Origin of the sequence: Saccharothrix longispora, assembly GCF_030852425.1 — a bacterium.
Lineage (GTDB): Bacteria > Actinomycetota > Actinomycetes > Mycobacteriales > Pseudonocardiaceae > Actinosynnema > Actinosynnema longispora.
Genome location: NZ_NSDM01000001.1, coordinates 1,015,666 through 1,037,925, shown reverse-complemented (window position 1 = coordinate 1,037,925; position 22,260 = coordinate 1,015,666). Strand labels below are relative to the sequence as shown.

General features: G+C 71.9%; 23 protein-coding genes. 12 read left to right on the top strand and 11 right to left on the bottom strand.

Annotation, left to right across the window (positions count from 1 at the left end; translation table 11 throughout):
• Positions 1–34: 34 nt before the first annotated feature.
• Positions 35–1,135, bottom strand: a complete 1,101-nt coding sequence (locus CKY47_RS05290; protein ID WP_306744448.1) for an ABC transporter ATP-binding protein — start codon at positions 1,133–1,135, stop codon at positions 35–37.
• 127 nt (positions 1,136–1,262) lie between these two features.
• Here CKY47_RS05290 and CKY47_RS05285 point away from each other — a divergent pair, with 127 nt between their 5' ends.
• Both CKY47_RS05285 and CKY47_RS05280 read left to right on the top strand, forming a co-directional pair.
• Positions 1,263–1,538, top strand: a complete 276-nt coding sequence (locus tag CKY47_RS05285) for a type II toxin-antitoxin system Phd/YefM family antitoxin (protein WP_306744447.1) — start codon at positions 1,263–1,265, stop codon at positions 1,536–1,538.
• A complete protein-coding gene (locus CKY47_RS05280; protein ID WP_306744446.1) occupies positions 1,531–1,935 on the top strand; it encodes a type II toxin-antitoxin system VapC family toxin in 405 nt (134 codons plus the stop codon). The genes CKY47_RS05285 and CKY47_RS05280 overlap by 8 nt, the downstream gene beginning before the upstream one ends.
• A gap of 185 nt (positions 1,936–2,120) precedes the next feature.
• Here the strand turns inward: CKY47_RS05280 and CKY47_RS05275 are convergent, their stop codons facing one another.
• The 3 genes from CKY47_RS05275 to CKY47_RS05265 form a co-directional block, all read right to left on the bottom strand.
• On the bottom strand, positions 2,121–3,014 hold the full coding sequence (locus tag CKY47_RS05275; protein ID WP_306744445.1) for a sugar ABC transporter permease: 894 nt from the start codon (positions 3,012–3,014) through the stop codon (positions 2,121–2,123).
• The gene (locus CKY47_RS05270) at positions 3,014–3,931 is read right to left on the bottom strand and encodes a carbohydrate ABC transporter permease (protein ID WP_371320611.1); all 918 of its coding nucleotides are present in this window, start codon (positions 3,929–3,931) and stop codon (positions 3,014–3,016) included. The genes CKY47_RS05275 and CKY47_RS05270 overlap by 1 nt, the downstream gene beginning before the upstream one ends.
• A gap of 65 nt (positions 3,932–3,996) precedes the next feature.
• Complete coding sequence (locus CKY47_RS05265; RefSeq protein WP_306744444.1) at positions 3,997–5,253, bottom strand: extracellular solute-binding protein; 1,257 nt, start codon at positions 5,251–5,253, stop codon at positions 3,997–3,999.
• A 229-nt stretch (positions 5,254–5,482) separates the two neighbouring features.
• Between CKY47_RS05265 and CKY47_RS05260 the strand changes: the two genes are divergently transcribed.
• Positions 5,483–6,532: a LacI family DNA-binding transcriptional regulator gene (locus CKY47_RS05260; protein ID WP_306744443.1), complete on the top strand. Its 1,050-nt coding sequence runs from the start codon at positions 5,483–5,485 to the stop codon at positions 6,530–6,532.
• 107 nt (positions 6,533–6,639) lie between these two features.
• Positions 6,640–7,743 (top strand): LacI family DNA-binding transcriptional regulator, encoded by a 1,104-nt coding sequence (locus CKY47_RS05255; RefSeq protein ID WP_306744442.1) that lies wholly within the window; start codon positions 6,640–6,642, stop codon positions 7,741–7,743.
• 71 nt (positions 7,744–7,814) lie between these two features.
• On the opposite strand, the gene CKY47_RS05250 is transcribed toward CKY47_RS05255, so the two are convergent.
• On the bottom strand, positions 7,815–8,459 hold the full coding sequence (locus CKY47_RS05250; protein ID WP_306744441.1) for a hypothetical protein: 645 nt from the start codon (positions 8,457–8,459) through the stop codon (positions 7,815–7,817).
• Between the two features lie 138 nt (positions 8,460–8,597).
• Between CKY47_RS05250 and CKY47_RS05245 the strand changes: the two genes are divergently transcribed.
• The 3 genes from CKY47_RS05245 to CKY47_RS05235 are packed head-to-tail and all read left to right on the top strand — an operon-like array spanning position 8,598 to position 10,484.
• The gene (locus CKY47_RS05245; protein WP_306744440.1) at positions 8,598–9,089 is read left to right on the top strand and encodes a beta-class carbonic anhydrase; all 492 of its coding nucleotides are present in this window, start codon (positions 8,598–8,600) and stop codon (positions 9,087–9,089) included.
• 16 nt (positions 9,090–9,105) lie between these two features.
• Positions 9,106–9,987, top strand: coding sequence for an HhH-GPD family protein (locus CKY47_RS05240; RefSeq protein ID WP_306744439.1), 882 nt, complete (start codon positions 9,106–9,108; stop codon positions 9,985–9,987).
• The gene (locus CKY47_RS05235) at positions 9,987–10,484 is read left to right on the top strand and encodes a 2'-5' RNA ligase family protein (protein WP_306744438.1); all 498 of its coding nucleotides are present in this window, start codon (positions 9,987–9,989) and stop codon (positions 10,482–10,484) included. The genes CKY47_RS05240 and CKY47_RS05235 overlap by 1 nt, the downstream gene beginning before the upstream one ends.
• Here CKY47_RS05235 and CKY47_RS05230 read toward each other — a convergent pair.
• Positions 10,433–11,176 (bottom strand): alpha/beta fold hydrolase, encoded by a 744-nt coding sequence (locus tag CKY47_RS05230; RefSeq protein ID WP_306744437.1) that lies wholly within the window; start codon positions 11,174–11,176, stop codon positions 10,433–10,435. The genes CKY47_RS05235 and CKY47_RS05230 overlap by 52 nt on opposite strands.
• Before the next feature lie 17 nt (positions 11,177–11,193).
• Between CKY47_RS05230 and CKY47_RS05225 the strand changes: the two genes are divergently transcribed.
• Genes CKY47_RS05225 through CKY47_RS05215 form a run of 3 tightly spaced genes read left to right on the top strand, consistent with a single transcriptional unit; the run spans position 11,194 to position 13,767 of the window.
• Positions 11,194–12,657, top strand: coding sequence for a M1 family metallopeptidase (locus CKY47_RS05225; protein ID WP_306744436.1), 1,464 nt, complete (start codon positions 11,194–11,196; stop codon positions 12,655–12,657).
• A 10-nt stretch (positions 12,658–12,667) separates the two neighbouring features.
• Complete coding sequence (locus tag CKY47_RS05220) at positions 12,668–12,976, top strand: antibiotic biosynthesis monooxygenase family protein (RefSeq protein ID WP_306744435.1); 309 nt, start codon at positions 12,668–12,670, stop codon at positions 12,974–12,976.
• Positions 12,973–13,767, top strand: coding sequence for an SIR2 family NAD-dependent protein deacylase (locus CKY47_RS05215; protein ID WP_306744434.1), 795 nt, complete (start codon positions 12,973–12,975; stop codon positions 13,765–13,767). Before CKY47_RS05220 ends, CKY47_RS05215 begins: the two co-directional genes overlap by 4 nt.
• Here the strand turns inward: CKY47_RS05215 and CKY47_RS05210 are convergent.
• Entirely contained in the window at positions 13,739–14,710 is a 972-nt protein-coding gene (locus CKY47_RS05210; protein ID WP_306744433.1) for an endonuclease/exonuclease/phosphatase family protein, read from the bottom strand. The two genes, CKY47_RS05215 and CKY47_RS05210, sit on opposite strands and share 29 nt — an antisense overlap.
• A gap of 18 nt (positions 14,711–14,728) precedes the next feature.
• Between CKY47_RS05210 and pcp the strand changes: the two genes are divergently transcribed.
• Positions 14,729–15,355 carry a pyroglutamyl-peptidase I gene (gene pcp, locus CKY47_RS05205; protein ID WP_306744432.1) on the top strand — a complete coding sequence of 209 codons (627 nt, stop codon included), beginning with the start codon at positions 14,729–14,731 and terminating at the stop codon, positions 15,353–15,355.
• 83 nt (positions 15,356–15,438) lie between these two features.
• Here the strand turns inward: pcp and CKY47_RS05200 are convergent, their stop codons facing one another.
• Complete coding sequence (locus CKY47_RS05200) at positions 15,439–18,000, bottom strand: ATP-dependent Clp protease ATP-binding subunit (RefSeq protein WP_306744431.1); 2,562 nt, start codon at positions 17,998–18,000, stop codon at positions 15,439–15,441.
• Positions 18,001–18,340: 340 nt separating this feature from the next.
• Here CKY47_RS05200 and CKY47_RS05195 point away from each other — a divergent pair, with 340 nt between their 5' ends.
• Positions 18,341–19,162, top strand: coding sequence for a (2Fe-2S)-binding protein (locus CKY47_RS05195; RefSeq protein WP_306744430.1), 822 nt, complete (start codon positions 18,341–18,343; stop codon positions 19,160–19,162).
• A 4-nt stretch (positions 19,163–19,166) separates the two neighbouring features.
• Here the strand turns inward: CKY47_RS05195 and CKY47_RS05190 are convergent, their stop codons facing one another.
• Genes CKY47_RS05190 through CKY47_RS05180 form a run of 3 tightly spaced genes read right to left on the bottom strand, consistent with a single transcriptional unit; the run spans position 19,167 to position 22,023 of the window.
• Complete coding sequence (locus CKY47_RS05190; protein WP_306744429.1) at positions 19,167–19,961, bottom strand: ABC transporter ATP-binding protein; 795 nt, start codon at positions 19,959–19,961, stop codon at positions 19,167–19,169.
• Positions 19,958–21,037 (bottom strand): FecCD family ABC transporter permease, encoded by a 1,080-nt coding sequence (locus CKY47_RS05185; protein WP_306744428.1) that lies wholly within the window; start codon positions 21,035–21,037, stop codon positions 19,958–19,960. Before CKY47_RS05185 ends, CKY47_RS05190 begins: the two co-directional genes overlap by 4 nt.
• Positions 21,034–22,023 carry a FecCD family ABC transporter permease gene (locus CKY47_RS05180; protein ID WP_306744427.1) on the bottom strand — a complete coding sequence of 330 codons (990 nt, stop codon included), beginning with the start codon at positions 22,021–22,023 and terminating at the stop codon, positions 21,034–21,036. The genes CKY47_RS05185 and CKY47_RS05180 overlap by 4 nt, the downstream gene beginning before the upstream one ends.
• Positions 22,024–22,260 lie beyond the last annotated feature (237 nt).

Below are 22,260 nucleotides of genomic sequence, written 5' to 3'. Positions count from 1 at the left end.
CGGTGCGGGAACGGCCCCTGTGCGCGGGTGTGCGTCAGTCGGTGAGGCGGGCGCCCGACTCCGGGTGGAACAGGTGCACCTCGGAGGCGTCGCGCACGGCGACCTTGACCGTCTGCCCCAGGGTGGGCGGCGTGCGGCCGTCGACGCGGACCACGAACCGCTCGGGGACGTCGCCGATGCGGACCGAGCCGTGCATGAGCGCGTCCGCGCCCAGCTCCTCGACCAGCTCGACGGTCATGTCCATGCCCTGCTCGGCGGAGCCGACCAGGGCCAGCGACTCGGGCCGGATGCCGAACGTCACCTCGGACAGGCCCTCGGCGGCGGCCCGGTCGAGGTAGGTGCGCTCCAGCGGCACGACGACACCGTCGAGCTTCGCGCCCTCGGAGGTCAGCGGCACGGTCTTGAGGTTCATCGCGGGCGAGCCCATGAACCCGGCGACGAACGCGTTGGCCGGCTTGTCGTACAGCGCGCGCGGGGTGTCGCACTGCTGGAGCAGGCCGTCCTTGAGCACGGCGACCCGGTGGCCCATCGTCATGGCCTCGACCTGGTCGTGCGTGACGTAGATCGTGGTGGTGCCGAGCCGGGCCTGGAGCGCGGCGATGTTCGCGCGGGTCTCCACGCGCAGCTTCGCGTCGAGGTTGGACAGCGGCTCGTCCATGAGGAACACGGAGGGCTCGCGCACGATGGCGCGGCCCATCGCGACGCGCTGCCGCTGGCCGCCCGAGAGCGCCTTCGGCTTGCGGTCGAGGTACTTGGTGAGGTCGAGCATCTTGGCCGCCTCGGCGACCTTCTCCTTGATCTCGGCCTTGTTCACCCCGCGCAGCTTGAGCGCGAAGCCCATGTTCTCCGCGACGGTCATGTGCGGGTACAGCGCGTAGGACTGGAACACCATGGCGATGTCGCGGCCCTTCGGCGGGACGTTGGTGACGTCCTTGCCGCCGATGTGGATGGCACCCTCGTCGACGTCCTCCAGGCCCGCGAGCATGCGCAGGGCGGTCGACTTGCCGGAACCGGACGGACCGACCAGGACCAGGAACTCACCGTCGGTGACATCCAGGGACAACTCGTCCACCGCGCGGACCGGCGGATTGCCGGAGAACACCCGCGAAGCCTTGACGTAGGCGACCTCAGCCATGGAAACGCACCTTTCGCTGTCACGCTTTCGGGTAACGGTAGGGATCGCAAGCGCTTACGGGAACAGGTGGATTGGTCTAGTTCTCTACGCTGTAGCAGACAGTGCTACTCAGGGCTACAATCACGAGGTGAAGGTCATCAGCCAGCGGGAATTCCGGAACAGCTCCGCCGCCGTCATGGACGCGGTGGAGGCGGGCGAGACGTTCCACATCACGCGCAACGGCGTCGAGATCGCCGAAGTGCGCCCCCTGCCGCGTCGACGGCAGTTCACCGCGGAGGAACTGGTCGAGCGACACAAGCGCCTCCCTCGGGTCGACTACGCGGCCATGCGCGCGGAGTCGGACGAGTTCTTCGGCGAGGACCGCGTCGGCGACGACGACCCGTGGGAGCGCAAGCGTGGCTGAGCGGCGCCAGTCGGGCGTGCTCGACACCTGCACCTACATCGACCTCGACCTGCTGGACCCGGCGGTGCTGCCGCAGTTCCCCAGGCTCACCGCCGTGTCCGTGGGCGAACTGCACCAAGGCGTCGTGTGGGCCAGGGACGCGGCAACCCGCGCACTCCGCACCGAGAAGCTCGGCGCGGCCATCGTGGAGTTCGAACCACTCCCCTTCGACGGTCAGGCGGCTGCCCGGTACGGCTCCCTGGTCGGGCTGACGCTCGCCGCGAACCGCGACCCGCGTCCCCGCAAGATCGACCTGATGATCGCGGCCACCGCCTCGGTCAACGACCTGCCGCTGTACACGCGCAACCCGAAGGACTTCCTCGGGCTGGAGTCGATGGTCGAGGTCATCGCGGTCTGACCGGGAGGGGTACGGCTGAAGGCACGGTCACCGGCCCCGTGCTCGTCCGCCACGCGCCAACCCCCTCCCCTAACGCGCGCCGGGAGTTGCGGGACCGGCCGTTCCTCGTGGCCATGCCCATGCCGGCGGTCCACGTGGTCCGGTGGGACGGCGGCCGAGGGGCGACCGCCGTCCGCGGACCGGGGCTACCCCTTGACCGCGCCTGACGACAGGCCCGTCACGAGGAACCGCTGCACCAGGTAGAACACGACGATCGCCGGGATCGCCACCAGGATGGACGCCGCCGCCAGGTGGCCCCACTCGGTGCGGTTCTGCTGCACGAACACCTGCAACCCGACCGCCAGCGTCTTCGACTCGTCCGCCGCCGACAGGAACGCCGACGCGAACGCCACCTCGCCCCACGCGGTGAGGAACGCGTAGAACGCGGTCACCGCGAGGCCCGGCCGGGCGAGCGGCAGCACGAGCCGCCAGAAGACGCCGAACGGCGTGAGGCCGTCCACGCGCCCCGCCTCGTCGATGTCGGTGGGGATGGTGTCGAAGTAGCCCTTCAGCATGTACGTGCAGAACGGCACCGCGGTCGTGCAGTACACCAGCACCAGGCCGAACGACGTGCCCTGCAACCCCAGCGCGAGCAGGATGTTGTACAGCGGCACGATCAGGACCGCGAACGGGAACATCTGCACGACCAGGAACGACAGCATCAGCGACCGCTTGCCGGGGAACCGGAACCGCGAGGCCGCGTACCCGGTCGTCGCCGACAGGAACACGGCCAGCACCGTGGTCATCAGCGCGATGACCACCGAGTTGCCGAACCAGGCGAGGAAGTCGCCCTTCTCGCCCGACAGGATGCGCGTGTAGTTGTCCAGGCTCGACTCGTTGACGAGCTTCGGCGTGGTCTCCACGGCCCGCGCGTCGGGCTTGAACGACGTCACCAGCACCCAGAACACCGGGAACACCGCGATCAGCGACGCCACGACGAGCGCGGCGTGCAGCCCGACGCTCGCCACCCGGGAGCGCTGCGAGCGCTTCACCGGGCGTGCCGCCGCGACGGCCTTCGGGGACGCGGCCTCGACCGTCATCACCACACCTCGCCTTGCTTGCGCAGCGCCCGCCGGTAGATGCCCGCGAACACGAGCAGCACGGACAGGATCAGCACGCCGTAGGTCGACGCGACCGCGAAGTCGCGGGACGCGCCGGAGAAGAACCGCTCGAACGCGTAGGTCACCAGGATGCGGGTGTTCGGGTTCGGCCCGGTGACCAGGTAGATGATCGCGAACATGTTGAACGTCCAGATGATGCCGAGCAGCACCACCGTGCTGGACACGGCCTGGAGGCCGGGCAGCGTGACGTGCCGGAACCGCTGCCACGGGGACGCGCCGTCCACCTCGGCCGCCTCGTAGAGGTCGCCGGGGATGGACTGGAGGCCGCCGAGCAGCGCCACCATCATGAACGGCACGCCGAGCCAGGTGTTCACGATCATGACCGCGACCAGCGCCCAGTCGGACTGGCCCAGCCAGACCGGGTCGGGCAGGCCGACGGCCCGCAGGGCCTGGTTGATGATCCCGTACTGCGCGTTGAACATGTACTTCCACGCGAACGCGCTGATGAACGCGGGCACGGCCCACGGCAGGATCAGCAGCACCCGGTACGCGGCCCGGCCGCGCACCTCCCGGTTGAGCAGCAGCGCGAGGCCCAGGCCGATGGTGTAGTGCAGGAACACGCAGCCGAACGTCCAGATCAGCGTGCGCACCAGCGTGCCCCAGAAGGCGCCGTAGCTGGAGTCGCCGGACAGGATGTTCAGGTAGTTGTCCAACCCGACGGAGACGTAGGTCGCCGGTCGATCCAGGATCGGGTTGGCGATGTTGCCCTCGTTGATGTTCGTGAAGGTGAAGAACACGCCCTGGGCGAGCGGGAACAGCACCAGCACGGCGATGACCACCACGACCGGCAGCACCATGGCGTACGCGTACCAGTGCCGGTCCAGGAACCTGCGCACCGAAGCCTCCCTTCGAGCGGTCCTCGCGGGGGACCCGACCGACCGGGTCCCCCGCGAGGTCGCGATCAGCCGACCGTGTACTCGGGGACGACGGTGTCCTTGTAGGACTTGGCCACCTCGTCGAGCGCCGTCTTGGCGTCCTTCTTGCCGGCCAGGACGTCGGCGTAGGCGATCTTCAGCGGGTCGAACAGCTGGCCGCCCTCGGGGATCCAGGCGCGCGGGTGCGCGGAGGTGACGACCGGCTCGAACGCGGACACGACCGCGTTGGCCTTCACGTCGGCGTTCTCGTAGGCCGACTTGCGGGTCGGCAGCAGGCCCAGCTCCTTGGCGACGGCCACCTGCGACTCGACGCCGCTCATGCAGGCGACGAACTTGATCGACGAGTCCTTGGCCTTGGTGCCCTGGCGGATCGTGTAGTTGTGCCCGCCGACCGGCGCGGAGCCCTCGCCGGCGGTCTCGCCGGGCACGGGCGCGATGCCCAGGTTGGCGGCGTCGGTGAACGCGGTGCCCTTGAGGTAGTCGGCGACCGACCACGGGCCGTTGACCACCATGGCGACCTCGCCGGAGGTGAACGCGGCCTGCATGTTGTTGTAGGAGTTCGCCGGGTCGAGCGCGGTGGTCGCGGCCTTGGCGTCGAGCAGGCCCTTGGCGGTCTCCAGCGCCTTCACGTTCTCCGCGGAGTTGACCACGATCTTCTTCGCGTCGGCGTCGACGAGGTCGCCGCCCGCGCCGTAGATGAACGGCAGCGCGTAGTAGGCGTCGTTGTTGATGAAGATGGTCTTCTCGCCGCCGAGCTTCGCGGCGGCGGCCTCGACCTCGTCCCAGGTCTTCGGCGGCTCGACGCCGGCGTCGGCCAGCAGCTTCTTGTTGTAGAAGAGGGCGAGCGAGTCGGTGACCTGGGGGACGCCGTACGTCTTGCCGTCGAACTTCGTGGAGCCCAGCGGGGTCTCCAGGAAGTCGGAGGTGTCACCGGCCAGCTCCGTGCCGGTCAGGTCGACGACGTAGCCGAGCTTGGCCAGCTGCGGCACCCAGGCGACCTCGGCGCGGAACACGTCGGGGCCCTGACCGCCCTGCGCGGCGGTCCGGTAGTTGTTCAGCGCCTGGTCGAAGGCGACGGTCTCGGTCTTGACCTTGTAGCCGCCCTTGGTCGCGCAGTCCTGCGCGATCTTGGCGAACACCGGGCTCTCGTTGGGGCCGCTGGTGTCCCAGAAGGTGATCTCGCCGGAGTCGCCGGACGCCGACCCGCCGTCGCCACCGCCGCACGCGGTGAGGACGAGGGCGGAGGCTGCCGCCACTGCGGTCACGAGGGTGGTACGTCGCATCGTTGCTGTCGTCCCTCCATGCTGCCCTTCATCGGCGATGAAGGCTCTTGCAAGAACTTGCGAAATTGTTGACGCGGATTTCATCCCGCCGACCTGCACCGGGTCAAGGGGCCGACGGTAACCAAGCCGTAACGGCCGCACCTCCACGCGCGAAACCGAGGTGGGCGTTGCAAAAATTTGCCGCTGGCGGCAGGCTGCACGTCACACATCCCACGTGAGGAGGCGCACGGTGTCCGGTCTGTCCGAGATCGCCAGGGCAGCCGGGGTCAGCATCTCCACGGTCAGCCGGGTGCTCAACCGCCGGGCGGGTGTCAACGACGAAACGCGCCAACGGGTGCTGGCCGTCCTCGCCGAGATGCCGTACACGCCGCGCGGGCTCGGCGCGCTCCAGCGCACGGGGGTGATCGGGCTGCTGGTGCCGGAGCTGTCGAACCCGGTGTTCCCGGCGTTCGCCGAGGCGCTGGAGGTGCGCGCCGCCCGCCTGGGGTACTCGTCGCTGCTGTGCAACACCCGCGCCACCGGGTCGGCCGCCATGGGCGAGGAGGAGTACGTCCGGATGCTGCTCGCGCGCGGCGTCGAGGGCATGGTGTTCGTGTCGCCGGAGATCACCAACGTCGAGGTGCCCCTGGGCCAGGCGCCCCGGCCGTCGTACTACGCCAAGCTGCTGGCCGACGGCGTGCACATGGTGTTCGTCAACGGGGCGACGCCGTCGCTGGACGTGCCGGACGTGACCGTGGACGAGCAGCACGCCGGGTACGCGGCGACGCGGCACCTCGTGGAACTGGGGCACCGGCGGATCGGGTTCGTGTCGGGGCCGGCGCGGGCGCTGCCGTCGCGGCTCAAGCGGGCCGGGTGGGCGGCGGCGCTGGAGGAGGACGGGCTGCCGGCGACGTCGGACCTCGTGGCGCACGGCCCGTTCGGGCCCGAGGGCGGCGCGGCGGCGGTGGCGACGCTGCTGGACACCGTGCGGCCGTCGGCGGTGATCTGCTCGTCGGACCACATGGCGATCGGCGTGCTGCGGGAGGCGCACCGGCGCGGGTTGGCGGTGCCCGACGAGCTGTCCGTGGTGGGCTTCGACGACATCCCGCTGGCGTCGTACTGCTCGCCGTCGCTGACCACCCTGGCGCAGCCGATCGAGGAGATGGCGGCGGCGGCCGTGGACGAACTGGTGCACCGCCTGGACCCCGATCGGCGCAGGCGGCCGGCGGGCAACTACACGCGCGTCTTCCGGCCGAGGCTGGTCGTGCGGGAGTCGTCCTCGCCACCCTCATTGGTTTAGACCAATGTACTACGAGGTAACCTACGACTAGCTGCACAGATGGGAATGTCGAGGGACGCCGGTCACCCCCACTTCTGTAATTGGTTCTGAACCGTTACGGTCACTTCATGGCGCGGTCGATGCATGTGCGACGCCCCGCGACGCTCGCCTCACTGGCGGCGGAGCTGGGTGTTTCCCGGACAACGGTGTCCAACGCGTACAACCGTCCCGACCAGCTCTCGCCGGAGCTGCGACGCCGGGTGTTGGAGACAGCGAGACGACTCGGGTACCCCGGGCCCGACCCGGTGGCCCGTTCCCTCCGGACGCGCAAGGCGGGGGCGGTGGGGCTGCTGCTCACCGAGAACCTGTCCTACGCGTTCCGCGACCCGGCGGCGATCGGGTTCCTGGAAGGCCTGGCGCTGGCCTGCGAGGACGCCGGGCAGGGCCTCCTCCTGGTGCCCGCGAGCCCCGAGCGCGAGGACGTGGCGGCCGTGCACCGGGCGGGCGTGGACGGTTTCGTCGTCTACTCCGTGCCGGACGACGACCCGCACCTGGCGGCGGTGCTCGAACGCCCCGTGCCGACGGTCGTGTGCGACCAGCCGGACCTCGACAACGTCGACCGGGTCGGCATCGACGACCAGGCGGCCATGCACGCGATGGCGCAGCACCTGATCTCCCTGGGCCACCGCCGCATCGGCGTCGTGTGCATGCGCCTGAACCGCGACCGCAACGACGGTTTCGTCACGCCGGACCGCCAGCGCTCCGCGCACTTCCACGTGCAGCGGGCGAGGTTGGCCGGCCTGGCGCAGGCGTTCGGCACCGTGGACGTCGAGTGGACGGACGTCCCGGTCGTGGAGCGCTTCGACCACACGATCGCCTCGGGCGCCTCGGCCGCCGCGCAGCTGCTGGACCGCGACCCGCAGATCACCGCGCTGGTGTGCACGTCGGACATCCTCGCCCTGGGTGCGATGACCGAGGCCGAGCGGCGTGGGCTGCGCGTCCCGCAGGACCTGTCCATCACCGGGTTCGACGGGATCCGCGAGGCCGAGCAGGCGGGCCTGACCACCGTGCGCCAACCGGTCCTGGAGAAGGGCCGCGCGGCGGGCAAGCTGCTCCTGGACTCGGCGGAGCGCTCCCGGCCGCGCGCGGTGACCCTGTCGACGGAACTGGTGGCGGGCTCGACGGCCGCCGCGCCGCGCGGCACCGCGGAGGAGCGCTGGTTCGGCCCGTGAGCTGATCGCGTCGGGCAGGGGTTCCCGGTTCCGGGGACCCCTGCCCCGCTTCCCGGGCCGGAGCCCGGCGACTACGTGAGCCGGAAGACCACCGGGTCGCTCACCAGACCGGCCACGACGGCGGACAGCAGGTAGTCGCCCGGACCGAGCCGCCCGACCTCGGCGCACCCCGGCCGGGACGTGGTGCCGGACCACCGGAGACCGTAGGTGAACCGCTCGGTCGGCTGCATCACGCGCACCTCGGACCCGGCCGTGGCGAGGCAGTCGTTGCTCGACCACAGGCGGGTGGCGCCGTCGACCGTCGTCACGACGAGCTCGCGCACCCGGCGGCCGATCTCCTTGGCGCACGGCAGCTGCCCGGTGTTGGACACCACGATGGCGAACCCCACGGGCTGCCCCGCCGGCGTGGACGGCGAGCCCACCTCGGCCACCACCGACACCTGCGCGTCACCGCACGGCGGCGGCGGGCCGGGGGTCGGCGTCGGGGCCGGCGGCGCGGTCGACGAGGACGACGCGGCCACCGGCGTCCCGGCCTGCGCGGGCGGGCTCGACGACGAGGGCGGTGGCGGTCCCGCGACGGACGCCGGGTCGCCGTGGCCGACGAGGGCGCCCACCAACCACGCGACGAGGACCAGGGACGCCACCGCCGCGCCGACGGCCAGCGCGCGCCGACGCCGGTACACCGCCGTAGGGTGCGGTCCTGGGGGGTCGGTCACGCGATCGAAGGTAGCCGGGCGACGTGGAATCCCGCGGTAGGTCCCGGTCCCACGATGCGGTGAACGTGATTGTCCACCCGAACCACTTGCCGGCATGCGGGAGCCGGGTTCCAATCCCAGGGAAACGGGAGGTGTGCCATGACCGCGATCGACGAACTGCTGCGACGCAACGCCGAACTGGGCAACGTGGTGCCGGGTGATCGATCCTCACCCAGGCCCTCGATGCAGGTCGCCATCCTCACCTGCATGGACTCCCGCATCCGGGTGTTCGAGATCTTCGGGCTCAAGCAGGGTGAGGCGCACGTGCTGCGCAACGCGGGCGGTGTCGTGACCGACGACGCCATCCGCTCCCTGGCGCTGAGCCAGCGCAAGCTCGGCACCCGCGAGGTGCTGCTGGTGCACCACACCAACTGCGGCCTGGAACTGGTCACCGAGGACGACTTCAAGGACGAGCTGGAGCAGGACTCCGGCATGCGCCCCACCTGGTCGGTGGAGGCGTTCCGCGAGGTCAAGGACAGCGTCCGCGGCTCGATGAACCGCGTCCGGCACAGCCCGTTCCTGATCCACCGGGACACGGTGCGCGGCTTCGTCTACGACGTGCACACCGGCGAGCTGACCGAGGTCGTCTGACACACTGTCGGGTGCCATGAGCGCTTCCGCGAACATCCCCGCCGACACCCTGCTCGACTGGTTCGCCGACACCGCCCGCGACCTGCCCTGGCGACGCCCGGAGTGCACCGCGTGGGGCGTGCTGGTCAGCGAGGTCATGCTCCAGCAGACGCCCGTGAACCGCGTCGAGCCGATCTGGCGGGACTGGCTGGAGCGCTGGCCGACGCCGTCCTCGACGGCCGCCGCGACGCAGGGCGAGGTGCTGCGGGCGTGGGGCAAGCTGGGCTACCCCCGGCGCGCCCTGCGCCTGCACGCCGCCGCCCGGGCGATCGCGGAGGACCACGACGACGTCGTGCCCTCCGACGTCGACACGCTGCTCGCCCTGCCCGGCATCGGCGCCTACACCGCCCGCGCGGTGGCCGCCTTCGCGTACGGGCAGGCCGTCCCGGTGGTCGACACGAACGTGCGACGCGTCGTGGCCCGCGCGGTGCACGGCGCGGCGGACGCCGGGCCACCGTCCACCACCAGGGACCTCCGCGACGCCGAAGCCCTCCTCCCGCGGGAGCGGGCCGCCACCTACTCCGCTGCCCTGATGGAACTGGGCGCGCTGGTCTGCGTCGCCCGCACGCCCAGGTGCGCCGACTGCCCCGTCCTCGCGACCTGCCGCTGGCAGCGGGCCGGCCGCCCCGCCCACGACGGCCCGGTCAAGGCCGCGCAGAAGTTCGCGGGCACGGACCGCCAGGTCCGGGGCCGCCTGCTGGACGTCCTGCGCGGCACCACCGAGCCGGTGGAGAAGGCCGTCCTCGACCTGGCCTGGTCCGACGCGGGCCAGCGCGACCGCTGCCTGCACTCGCTGCTGGTGGACGGCCTGGTCGAGCAGACCCGCGACGGCCTGTTCGCGCTGCCCGGGGAGCACTGATGCACAAGCTGGTGGTGCTGTTCGACGCCGAGGCGGACCAGGCCGTCCGCGACCTCTGGCGCCGGGCGGGCACCACCCACCCGCACCCGCCGCACCTGACCTTCGCCGCCGCGGGCACGATCGGCCCGAAGGTCCGCGCCGAGCTCCGCGAGGACCTGTCGCGCCTCTGGCTGCCCGACCTGTGGCTGCACGCCCTCGCCGCCACCGAGGGCCACCTGCACCTCGCCGCGGTCGTGGACGGCGAGCTGCTGGCCGTCCACTCGGCCGTCCACGACGTCCTGGCGGGCCGCGTGAAGCACCCGGACGCCCGCCACCTGCCGAGCAGCTGGACGCCCCGCTGCACGCTCCTGGAGGGCGAGGACCACGAGGTCGCCCGGGCCTTCGCCGCCCTCCACCCGGTGACCCCGGTCCGCGCCCGGGTCCGGCAGGTCGCGGTCGTCGACACTCAGACCGGCGGCACGGACCCGCTCAGGAACGCCTCCACCGCGCCCCGGTAGACCTCGGGCGCCTGGTCGTGCACGACGTGCCCGGACTCGGGCACCAGCAGGTACGACGCGCCGGTCCGCCGCGCGACCTCCTCCATCTGCCCCGGCCGCATGCCGCCGCGACCGGCCTCGACCACCAGCATCGGGCACCGCACCGCGTCCACGAGGTCCCAGTAGGACCGCTCGCCCCACTCGGCCGCGATCTCGTACAGGTCCTCCATCCGCGCGATCAGGTGCCACCCGTCGTCGCGCTCCTCGAACAGCTCCTCCACCCGGGGCACGTCCACCACCGACCGCACGTGGGCCAACGACTCGAACACCGGCCACGCGTCGAAGTACCAGCGCCACTCGTCCACGGTCCTCCCCCGGTTGTCCGGCACGACGTCCTCCACGACGACCGCCGCCACCAGGTCGGGCCGCGCGGCGGCCAGCGCCCACGCGTGCAGCCCGCCCATCGAGTGCCCGATCACCACCGCCGGCCCCAGCCCGCGCTCCTCGACCACCGCCGCCGCGTCGGCCGCGAAGTCCTCGGTCCGGAACGGCCCCCGCCGCGGGTTCCGACCGTGCCCCCGCGCGTCGGGCGCGACGACCCGCCCGTACGGCTTCAGCCACTGAGCCACCGTCCACCAGGTGCTGGCCCGGCTCATCAGCCCGTGCAGCAGCACGATGCCCCGACCCGAGCCGCCGAACTCCGCGACGCCCATGCGTGCATCATGTCGGCATGGCCATCGGCACCAAGGCGCGCCCGTACCTGCTCGTCACCGCCCTGGTGCTGGTGGTGGCCGGGATCGTGGTGGCGCGCATCCCCCGCGAGGACGCCGCGGCGCCCGCCACCACCGGTCCGGCGGCGCCCGCCGCGGCGAACGCCGAGGGCGGCGACGGCGCGGGCGACGCGTACTACCCGCAGGACGGCAACACCGGCTACGACGTCCAGCGCTACGACGTCTCGATCAGCTACGACCCCGCCACCAGGCAGCTCGACGGCACCGCCACGATCACCGCGCGGGCGACCGCCGACCTGTCCCGCTACAACCTCGACCTCTACGCCCTCACGGCGACCGAGGTCACCACCGACGACGCGGCGGCGACCTTCACCCAGGAGGGCGACCACGAACTGGTGATCACCCCGGGCACGCCCCTCCCCCGCGACCGGGAGTTCACCACCACCGTCCGCTACCGCGGCGAACCGACCGTCTTCGAGGACCGGGCCCTGGGCCGCAGCGGCTGGCAGACCTCGTCGACCGGCGGCGCCTTCGCCGCGGGGGAACCGCACTCGGCGACCACCTGGTTCCCGGCCAACGACACCCCCCGCGACAAGGCCGCCTTCGCCCTCACCGCCCGGGTCCCCGAGGGCTGGTCGGTCGTCTCCAACGGCCTGGAGAAGGGGAGCACCACCGCCGACGGCTGGACGTCGTTCCGCTGGGAGGCCGACCAGCCCATGGCCACCTACCTGACCACGATCGCCATCGACAGGTGGACCGTCGAGCGCTCCGCGCTGCCCGACGGCACCCCCGTCGTCGACGCCTACGCCCCCGGCGCCGAACAGGCCCGGCAGCACCAGCGGCGGCTCCCCGAGGTCCTCGCCTTCCTGTCCGAGGAGTTCGGCCCGTACCCGTTCACCGCCGCGGGCGGCATCTTCCTGGCGGACGACATCGGCTTCTCGCTGGAGACCCAGACCAGGCCCGTCTACGCGGGCTGGGCCGACCTGGACACCGTGGTGCACGAGAACGCCCACCAGTGGTTCGGCAACTCGGTGTCCCTGGAGAACTGGGCCGACATCTGCCTGAACGAGTGCTTCGCCAGCTACGCCCAGTGGCTGTGGGACGAGAAGGGGGGCGCCGACCTGGACGCCCGCTACCGGGCGGAGGTGGAGCGCGTGGGCGACCGCGACTCCTACTGGGGCCGCAAGCTCTACGACATGGGCCGGGGCAACGAGTTCCGCGGCGTCTACGACAAGGGCCAACTCGCCCTGCACGCCCTGCGCCGCCGGATCGGCGACGAGCACTTCGACGCGACCCTCAAGACCTGGCTGGCCGACCACCGGGGCGGCAACGCCTCCTGGCCGGAGTTCGAGGAGCACGTCGGGAAGACCTCGGGCCAGGACCTGGACGCCTTCTTCGCCGCCTGGTTCCGCGGCGACGAGCGCCCGTCCGACGAGCACCTCTACCCCGGACCACTGCGGTAACGTCGTCGCCATGGCGGTTGTGAAGATCAACGCGATCCACGTGCCCGACGGTTCCGGCCCCGAGCTGGAGAAGCGGTTCGCCGCGCGCCTGGGCGCCGTGGACAACGAGCCCGGCTTCCTCGGCTTCCAGCTGCTCCGCCCGGTCAAGGGCGACGAGCGGTACTTCGTGGTCACCCAGTGGGAGACCGAGGAGGACTTCCAGAACTGGCTGAAGGGCAGCGCCAAGGAGGCCCACTCGGGCGAGCGCGCGCGTCCCGTGGGCACCGGCTCGGACCTGCTGGAGTTCGAGGTCGTGCTCGACTCCACGAACAAGAGTTGACCGAAGCCCTCGACCGGGCCGCCGACCTCGTCCGCGACGCCGACGCACTCCTGGTGTGCGCCGGCGCGGGCATGGGCGTGGACTCGGGCCTGCCGGACTTCCGCGGCACGAGCGGTTTCTGGCGGGCCTACCCGCCCTACGAACGCCTGGGCCTGGGCTTCGAGGAGCTGGCCGACCCGGTGCACTTCGCCGAGGACCCGGCCCTGGCCTGGGGCTTCTACGGCCACCGCCTGCACCTCTACCGCGGGACGACGCCCCACGCGGGCTTCGGGGTCCTGCGGTCGTGGGGCGCGCGCGTCCTCACCTCGAACGTGGACGGCCAGTTCCAGGAGGCCGGCTTCCCCCACGTGGCCGAGGTGCACGGCTCGATCCACCACCTCCAGTGCACCGGGCCGTGCACGGACGACGTCTGGCGGAACGACCACCTCGTCACCGTCGACCCCACCACCATGAGGGCCACGGGCGACCTGCCGACGTGCCCCCGTTGCGGCGGCCTGGCCAGGCCGAACATCCTCATGTTCGGCGACCGGTCCTGGGTCCCCACCCGCTCCCGGCGGGCCCTGGACGAGCTCACCGCCTGGCGCCGCGCCCACCGCGACCTCACCGTCGTCGAGATCGGCGCGGGCACGGCCGTCCCCACGATCCGCCGCCAGGCGGAACTGGCCGCCGCGACCACGGGGAACCTGATCCGCATCAACCCCCGGGAGCCCGAGGTCCGCCACGGCAGGGGCGTCTCCCTGGCGATGGGCGCCGCGGAGGCCCTCAGCGAGTTGGCACGACGAATCGGCTGACCACGGCCCGGTGGTCGGTGCCGGAGATGTCCACCACCGCGAACGAGTCCACCGGGCACCGGTTGTCCACCAGCACGTGGTCGATGACGACGGGCGGCGGCCACAGGGCCCCGGCCGGCCACGTGGGCGCCAACCCCGCCCCCACCTGGTCGGCCGCGTCGACGTACCCGCCGTTCAGCAACCGCCGCACGCCCACGTGGTCGAGCGTCGCGTTGAAGTCCCCGGCCAGCACCCGCACCGGCGCGTCGAGGTCCCGCTCGGGCAACCCGCCCAGGTCCCGCTGCCAGTCCTCCGGCCCGGCGTCCACCACCGGCGGCAGCGGGTGGACCGACAGCACCTCCACGTCGTCCCCCGGCAGGTCCACCAACGCCCCGGCCTGCCGCAACGTGCTGGGCGGCGTCAGGACCCGGGGCGACAGCGGCCACCGGGACGCGATCCCGGACCCGGACCCGCCCGGCTCGTCCAGGAAGTGCCGGTGGGGCAGCTCCCGCCCCAACCCGGCCCGTTCGAAGTCCGCCACCATCGCGGGCGTCAGCTCCTGGAGGGCGAGCACGTCGACCCGGTGCTCCCGGACCGCCGCCACCACGTCCTCCGCGACGGCCTTCCCCACCAGCAGGTTCGCGGACATCACCACCACCGACCTCCCCACCCCCACCGGGCGGGAGTCGGGGAAGACCCGGGGCGCCACCGCCGACACCAGCACCAGCGCGACGAGCAGCACCACCACCCCCACGCCCCACCGCCGCAGCAGCAGCGCCACCGCGCCCAGCAGCACGCCGGCGGCCGTCCAGTAGGGCGTGAGCGCCGTGGTGGCCACCATGTGCCGCGTGCCGTCGACCCCGAGCAGCCGGACGAAGGCGGCCCCCGAGAACCCCACCGCGGCCACCACCAGCAGGAAGGTGACGCCCCCTCGCCTGGTGCGGCGTCCCACCGTGTCGACCACGCCATCTAGTCTGCCCGAATGGAGGTATTGCTGACGGGCTTCGAGCCGTTCGGCGGGGAGCGCACCAACCCGTCCTGGGAAGCGGTCAAGGCGGTGGAGCCCACCGGCTACACCCTGACCACCCTGGAACTGCCCTGCGTCTTCCACGAGTCCATCGAGGTCCTGAAGAACGCCCTGGACGAGCGGCACTACGACCTGGTCATCGCCACCGGCCAGGCGGGCGGCAGGCCGGGCGTCACCCCGGAGCGCACCGCGGTCAACCTGGACGACGCCCGCATCCCGGACAACCGGGGCAACCGGCCCGTGGACGAACCGGTGCTTCCGGAGGGCCCCACCGCCTACTTCAGCACCCTCCCGGTCAAAGCGGCGGTGGCCGCCCTCACCGCCGAGGGCATCCCCGCCTCGGTCAGCCACACGGCGGGCACGTTCGTCTGCAACCACGTCTTCTACGGCCTGATGCACCTGACGGCCACCGGGCACCCGGGCACCCGGGCCGGCTTCGTGCACGTCCCCTTCTCGCCGGACCAGACCGAGGACGCCCCCAGCCTCCCGGTCGAGACCACCGCCAAGGCGCTGGACCTGATCATCCGGACCGCCCTGACCACGCGGACCGACCTGCGCACCACGGCCGGCACGCTGCACTAGCGCCCGCCGGGCCGGCACCCGCTCCGCGCGGTCGAACGCCCCCCGGGCGGACCCGGGGGGCGTTTCGGCACTGCTCGGTGGGACTAGGCGGACTCGGCCTCCGAGTCGCCGCCACCCTCGCCGCCGGAAGCGGCCATGTCGACGGGGGGCGCGTCCGGCACCCGCATCGGCTTGGTCTCGCCCCGGAACACGAAGTGGGCCTTGTCGTCGGGCTCGTTCTCCCCGCCGTCCCAGCCCTCGACGTCGGTGATGATGATCTGGCCGGGCTGGATCTCCCCGAACAGGATCTTCTCCGACAGCTGGTCCTCGATCTCGCGCTGGATGGTCCGGCGCAGCGGCCGGGCGCCCAGCACGGGGTCGAACCCGCGCTTGGCCAGCAGCATCTTCGCGCGATCCGTGAGCTCGATCGCCATGTCCTTGTTCTTCAACTGCTGCTCGACGCGGGCGATCATCAGGTCCACCATCTTGATGATCTCGTTCTGCGTGAGCTGGTGGAAGACGATGATGTCGTCGATGCGGTTGAGGAACTCGGGCCGGAAGTGCTTCTTCAGCTCGTCGTTGACCTTGTTCTTCATGCGCTCGTAGTTGGACGCGGTGTCCTGACCCGAGGTGAAGCCCAGGCCCACGGCCTTCGAGATGTCCGAGGTGCCGAGGTTCGAGGTGAAGATGATGACGGTGTTCTTGAAGTCCACCGTCCGGCCCTGGCCGTCGGTCAGGCGGCCGTCCTCCAACACCTGGAGCAGCGTGTTGTAGACCTCCTGGTGGGCCTTCTCGATCTCGTCGAACAGCACCACGGAGAACGGCTTGCGCCGCACCTTCTCGGTGAGCTGGCCACCCTCCTCGTAACCCACGTACCCGGGAGGGGCGCCGAAGAGCCGCGAGGCGGTGTACCGGTCGTGGAACTCGCCCATGTCGATCTGGATGAGCGCGTCGTCCTCGCCGAACAGGAAGTTCGCCAGCGCCTTCGACAGCTCCGTCTTGCCGACGCCCGACGGGCCGGCGAAGATGAACGAACCGGACGGCCGCTTCGGGTCCTTCAACCCGGCCCGCGTCCGGCGGATCGCCTGCGACACGGCCTTGACCGCGTCGACCTGGCCGATGATCCGCTTGTGCAGCTCGTCCTCCATGCGGAGCAGACGCGTGGTCTCCTCCTCGGTGAGCTTGAACACGGGGATACCGGTCCAGTTCGCCAGCACCTCGGCGATCTGCTCGTCGTCCACCTCGGCGACGACGTCGAGGTCGCCGTCCTTCCACTGCTTCTCCCGCTCGGCCTTCTGACCGAGCAGCTGCTTCTCCGCGTCGCGCAGCTTCGCGGCCCGCTCGAAGTCCTGCGCGTCGATCGCGGACTCCTTGTCGCGACGCACGTCGGCGATCTTCTCGTCGAACTCGCGCAGGTCCGGCGGCGCGGTCATCCGGCGGATGCGCATCCGCGCGCCGGCCTCGTCGATCAGGTCGATCGCCTTGTCCGGCAGGAACCGGTCGTTGATGTACCGGTCGGCCAGCGTGGCCGCCGCCACCAGCGCGGAGTCGGTGATGGAGACCCGGTGGTGGGCCTCGTACCGGTCGCGGAGACCCTTGAGGATCTCGATGGTGTGCTCCAGCGACGGCTCGCCGACCTGGATCGGCTGGAACCGGCGCTCGAGAGCGGGGTCCTTCTCGACGTACTTGCGGTACTCGTCCAACGTCGTCGCGCCGATGGTCTGGAGCTCGCCGCGCGCCAACATGGGCTTCAGGATGGAAGCCGCGTCGATCGCGCCCTCGGCCGCGCCCGCACCCACGAGGGTGTGGATCTCGTCGATGAACAGGATGATGTCACCGCGGGTGCGGATCTCCTTGAGCACCTTCTTCAGGCGCTCCTCGAAGTCACCGCGGTACCGCGAGCCCGCCACCAGGGACCCGAGGTCCAGGGTGTAGAGCTGCTTGTCCTTGAGCGTCTCGGGCACCTCGCCCTTGACGACCATCTGGGCCAGGCCCTCGACGACGGCGGTCTTGCCCACGCCGGGCTCGCCGATCAGGACCGGGTTGTTCTTGGTGCGGCGGGACAGCACCTGCATGACCCGCTCGATCTCCTTGGCGCGCCCGATCACCGGGTCGAGCTTGCCCTCCCGCGCCGAGGCGGTGAGGTTGCGCCCGAACTGGTCGAGCACCAACGAGGACGACGGCGTGCCCTCACCGCGGCCGCCGGACTCCGCCGGCTCCTTGCCGCCCGAGTAGCCGGACAGCAGCTGGAGGACCTGCTGGCGCACGCGGTTGAGGTCGGCACCCAGCTTGACCAGGACCTGCGCGGCGACACCCTCGCCCTCGCGGATCAGGCCGAGCAGGATGTGCTCCGTGCCGATGTAGTTGTGGCCGAGCTGGAGCGCCTCGCGGAGGGACAGCTCCAGCACCTTCTTCGCACGCGGGGTGAAGGGGATGTGGCCGGACGGGGCCTGCTGCCCCTGGCCGATGATCTCCTCGACCTGCTGGCGCACACCCTCCAGCGCGATCCCCAGCGACTCCAGCGCCTTGGCGGCGACACCTTCACCCTCGTGGATCAACCCCAGGAGGATGTGCTCGGTGCCGATGTAGTTGTGGTTGAGCATCCTGGCCTCTTCCTGGGCCAGGACAACCACCCGCCTCGCGCGGTCGGTGAACCTTTCGAACATTCGCACTCCCTGACTGCTGCGCCGGCGGTCCTCGGGCTCACCACCGGCTGGCCGTCTGGCCGACCGTGGAGAGCGCGGCACCGTGGGACCACTGTAGTCGTCAGCCCCCGGCACTCTCGGTTCCCGTTCGCCGGCAGTCGTCCGCGGGGATCTCTGACATCGGTATCAACGCGTGATCTGCCAGGCAGATTCCACGGAACGGGTCCTGTCCGCTCAACGCGAACATTCAACCGTTCGGCGACACCCCGAAGTGACCGACACCACACCACGGTGCAAGTTAGGCGAACCTGGGTAAGGTTAGGCAAACCTCAACCACTCCGAACACGAGGACCTTCTGGAGATGACGGTACCGGCGAGGGTCAGGGCACGCACCACCTCGGCGACGACGCCGGTCGCCGAGTCCCTCCTGCGCGCCGCCTCGCGCGCGCCGCACTTCGAGCTCAGGTTCGGCCTCCCGGTCGACCAGGCCGAACGGGCCGAGTGGACGACGTGCGCGGAGTTCCTCGACGAGCCCCAGCGGTTCGACGTGTGGCGGAAGTCCCTGGCCGAGTGGCTGCGCGAGCAGTACGGCGAGGCGCCCGACCGCACGACCGCCGGGTACGTGATGAGCTGGTACCTCAACGTCGTCGGCGTGCTCGGCGGCCTCCTCTTCCACACCGCCCGCCGGGTGCCGTCGCTCCGACCCGCCGACGTCGCCCTGCGCATCGCCCCGGAGGGCCGTCCGCACACCGTCGGCGTGGCCCTGCTGACCGACGACTTCGCGTGCCTGCCCGAGGACCCGGCGGGCAACCACCCCGCCGCCACCGTCGTCTCCGACGAGAACGCCCTCGCCGCCCTCCTCCGCACCCGGTTCGCCGCGCACGCCGCCGGGTTCGTGGGCTCCTTCGGCCCCACCGTCCGGCTGGGCCGCCGCATGCTGTGGGCCGCCGCCACGGACGCGCTGGACAGCGCCGCGTGGACCGCAGGCCGGCTGTGCGGCGACGAGACGGCCGGCGTGATGGACTCGGCGCTGCTGCTTCCGGCCAAGCTCGACCCGTTCACCTCGGCGTCGACGCTCAAGGCCACCGACACGGGCTGGACCCGCCGCCGGGAGAGCTGCTGCTTCCACTTCGTCCTGCCGAACGCCGAGGCGTGCGGCACCTGCCCGCGCGTCTGCTCCTGACGCCTCAGCGGTGCCGGTGCCCGACGGGCACCACCAGCGGCGTCCCGGACACCGGGTCCGCCACCACCCGGGCCTCCAGCCCGAACACCTCCAGCAGGTTGGCCTCGGTCAGCACCTCGTCCGGCGTCCCGGCGACCACGATCCCGCCGTCCTTCATCGCCACCAGCCGCTCCGCGTACCGCGCGGCCAGGTTGAGGTCGTGCAGCACCATGACCACGGTCCGGCCGAAGTCGACGTGCAACCGCTGCACGAGGTCGAGCACGTCGATCTGGTGGGCCAGGTCCAGGTAGGTTGTGGGCTCGTCGAGCAGCAGCAGGTCCGTGCCCTGCGCCAGCGCCATGGAGATCCACGCGCGCTGCCGCTGGCCGCCGGACAGCTCGTCGACGGTCCGCGACGCCAGGTCCGCCATCCCGGTCATCCGCAGCGCCTCGCCCACCGCCTCCTCGTCGGCGGGCGACCACTGCCGGTACCACGCCTGGTGCGGGTGGCGACCCCGCGCCACCAGGTCCGCGACGGTCAGCCCCTCCGGTGCCTGCGGCGCCTGCGGCAGCATCGCCAGCACCTTGGCGACCTCGCGCGTGGGCGTGCGGTCGATGCGCTTGCCGTCGAGCAGCACGGCCCCGCCCCGCGCCGGGAGCAACCGCCCCAGCGCGCGCAGCAGCGTGGACTTCCCGCACCCGTTCGGTCCGATGACGGCCGTCACCGACCCGGCCACGACGTCCAGGTCCAGCCCCGAGACGACCGCCCGCTCCCCGTACCCGACCGACAGGTCCTGCGCCTGGAGTCGCACCGCGGTCATACCCGAGCCTCCCGACGACTCCGAACGAGCAGGTACATGAGATAAGGAGCGCCGAGCACGGCCGTCACCACGCCCACCGGCAGTTCGATCCCGCCGAACGCGAGCCGCGAGACGAGGTCGGACGCCACCACGAGCAGCGCGCCGACCACCGCCGACCCGAGCGGCGGCGGCGTGGCCGTGCCCGCCAGCCGCAGCGCGACCTGGGGCGACGCCAGCGCCACGAAGGCCACCGGGCCGGCCGCCGCCGTGGCCACCGCCGCCAGCACCACGGCCAGCAGCAGCATCACGGTGCGCGCGCCGTCGAGCCGCACGCCCAGCCCGCGCACCGTGTCGTCGTCGAACTGGAGCGCGCCGAGCTGCCGGTTGCCCACCAGCGCCGCCGGGACGAGCACGGCCAGCGCCAGGCCGACCGGCACGACGTGCTCCCAGCCGCGCCCGTTGAGGCTGCCGGTGATCCACACCATCGCCCGCGCCGCGTCGGTCACGTCGCCGACCGTCAGCAGGTAGTGGGTGAGGTTGCCGGTCACCGCCGAGACGCCGATGCCGACGAGCACCAGCCGGAAGCCCTCGATGCCCCGCCGCCACGCGAGCCCGTACACGAGCAGCCCGGCGAGGAGCCCGCCCGCCAGGCTCGCCAGCGGCACCCCCACCGTCGACAGGGACCCGCCCACCGCGCCCAGGGACCCGGCGAAGGTGATCACGGTCACCGCGCCGACGCCCGCGCCCCAGGTCACGCCGAGGATGTCCGGGCTGGCCAGCGGGTTGCGCGCGATCGCCTGGAAGACCGCCCCCGACAACCCGAGCGCCGCGCCGACGAACACCGCGGTCAGCGCCCGCGGCAACCGCAGGTCGACCACGACGAACCGCTGGCTCCGCGCACCGCCGCCGAGCAGCACGTCCACCACCTGGCCGAGGCCGAGGGGGAAGTCGCCGAACGCGATGCTCAGCGCGCCGGCGACGAGCACCAGCACCAGCCCCACCGCCACCACCACCGCCGGCCGCCACCGCAGCCGCCACGACGCCGCGCCGATCCTGACGGCCCCGCCGTCCCGCGGCGCGGTCTTCACGGGCTTCACAGCCTCACCAGCCTGCGCCGCCGCACGAGCGCGATGAAGAACGGCGCCCCGAGCAGGGCCATCACGATGCCGACCTCCAGTTCGCCCGGCCGGGCCACGACCCGCCCGACGACGTCCGCGACCAGCAGCACCACCGCGCCCAGCACCCCGGAGAAGGGCAGCAGCCACCGGTGGTCCGGCCCGGTCATCGCCCGCGCCACGTGCGGCACGACCAGCCCGACGAACCCGATCGGGCCGCACGCCGCCACCGCTCCGCCCACCAGCAGGGTGATGGCGGCGACCCCCACGACCCGGGTCGGCACGACCCGCCGGCCGAGCGACCGGGCGACCTCGTCGCCGAGCGCCAGCGCGTTCAGCCCGCCCGCGTTGAACGCCGCCAGCACCAGCCCGACCAGCACGAACGGCAGCACCTGCCACAGCACGGCCAGGTCGCGCCCGGCGAGGCCGCCGACCTGCCAGAACCGGAAGGCGTCGAGGCTCTGCCTGTCCAGCAGCACCAGTGCCGACACCAGGCCGTGCATGAGGGCGGACACCGCCGCGCCGGCCAGCGCCAGCGTCACCGGCGTCGGCCCGGTCCGGCTCGACCCGAGGAGGAACACCACCACGCTCGCCACCAGCGCGCCCGCGAACGCGAACCAGATGTACCCGTGGAGGCTGGTCACGCCCAGCGTGAAGATCGACAGCACCACCGCGAACGCCGCGCCCTGCGTGACGCCGAGCACACCGGGGTCGGCGAGCGGGTTGCGGGTGTGGCCCTGCATGAGCGCCCCGCCGACCCCGAGGGCCACGCCGGCGAGCACGCCCAACGCCGTCCGGGGCACCCGCAGCCCGCGCACGACCAGGTCGTCCTCCGACCCGGTCGGCGTGGTCAGCGCGTGCCAGACGCCGGTGAGGGGAATGTCCTTCGCCCCGAGGGCGACGCTGCCGAGCACGACGACGGCCAGCAGGCCCAGCAGCAGGAGCAGACGACCGGTGCGGAGGGCCACGTCCCGCTCCTCCTGTGCGACGGCCTGTGGTGAGGTAAGCCTAACCGAACACCGTCGGTCGATCGGCGCGCACCCACCGCGACGGAACCGGCCCTCGACGTGAAGCAGCCCACAAACCAATCGAGACAGGGGCCACTCCGAACAGAAGATCACCCTGCGGGGAACAGCCCGAGAATGGATCTTCCCCGCGACCGCCCCGGCGCCCGCCCGGCCGGCCGGGAAAACGCGCGAAGGGGC

What these genes read in the sequence shown, in the direction of transcription:
- CKY47_RS05265 (WP_306744444.1), bottom strand. Translation starts at nt 5,253, where the DNA reads ATGCGACGTACCACCCTCGTGACCGCAGTGGCGGCAGCCTCCGCCCTC.
- CKY47_RS05225 (WP_306744436.1), top strand. Translation starts at nt 11,194, where the DNA reads ATGGCCATCGGCACCAAGGCGCGCCCGTACCTGCTCGTCACCGCCCTG.
- CKY47_RS05240 (WP_306744439.1), top strand. Translation starts at nt 9,106, where the DNA reads ATGAGCGCTTCCGCGAACATCCCCGCCGACACCCTGCTCGACTGGTTC.
- CKY47_RS05195 (WP_306744430.1), top strand. Translation starts at nt 18,341, where the DNA reads ATGACGGTACCGGCGAGGGTCAGGGCACGCACCACCTCGGCGACGACG.
- CKY47_RS05190 (WP_306744429.1), bottom strand. Translation starts at nt 19,961, where the DNA reads ATGACCGCGGTGCGACTCCAGGCGCAGGACCTGTCGGTCGGGTACGGG.
- pcp (WP_306744432.1), top strand. Translation starts at nt 14,729, where the DNA reads ATGGAGGTATTGCTGACGGGCTTCGAGCCGTTCGGCGGGGAGCGCACC.
- CKY47_RS05230 (WP_306744437.1), bottom strand. Translation starts at nt 11,176, where the DNA reads ATGGGCGTCGCGGAGTTCGGCGGCTCGGGTCGGGGCATCGTGCTGCTG.
- CKY47_RS05245 (WP_306744440.1), top strand. Translation starts at nt 8,598, where the DNA reads ATGACCGCGATCGACGAACTGCTGCGACGCAACGCCGAACTGGGCAAC.
- CKY47_RS05290 (WP_306744448.1), bottom strand. Translation starts at nt 1,135, where the DNA reads ATGGCTGAGGTCGCCTACGTCAAGGCTTCGCGGGTGTTCTCCGGCAAT.
- CKY47_RS05220 (WP_306744435.1), top strand. Translation starts at nt 12,668, where the DNA reads ATGGCGGTTGTGAAGATCAACGCGATCCACGTGCCCGACGGTTCCGGC.
- CKY47_RS05200 (WP_306744431.1), bottom strand. Translation starts at nt 18,000, where the DNA reads ATGTTCGAAAGGTTCACCGACCGCGCGAGGCGGGTGGTTGTCCTGGCC.
- CKY47_RS05255 (WP_306744442.1), top strand. Translation starts at nt 6,640, where the DNA reads ATGGCGCGGTCGATGCATGTGCGACGCCCCGCGACGCTCGCCTCACTG.
- CKY47_RS05235 (WP_306744438.1), top strand. Translation starts at nt 9,987, where the DNA reads ATGCACAAGCTGGTGGTGCTGTTCGACGCCGAGGCGGACCAGGCCGTC.
- CKY47_RS05275 (WP_306744445.1), bottom strand. Translation starts at nt 3,014, where the DNA reads ATGACGGTCGAGGCCGCGTCCCCGAAGGCCGTCGCGGCGGCACGCCCG.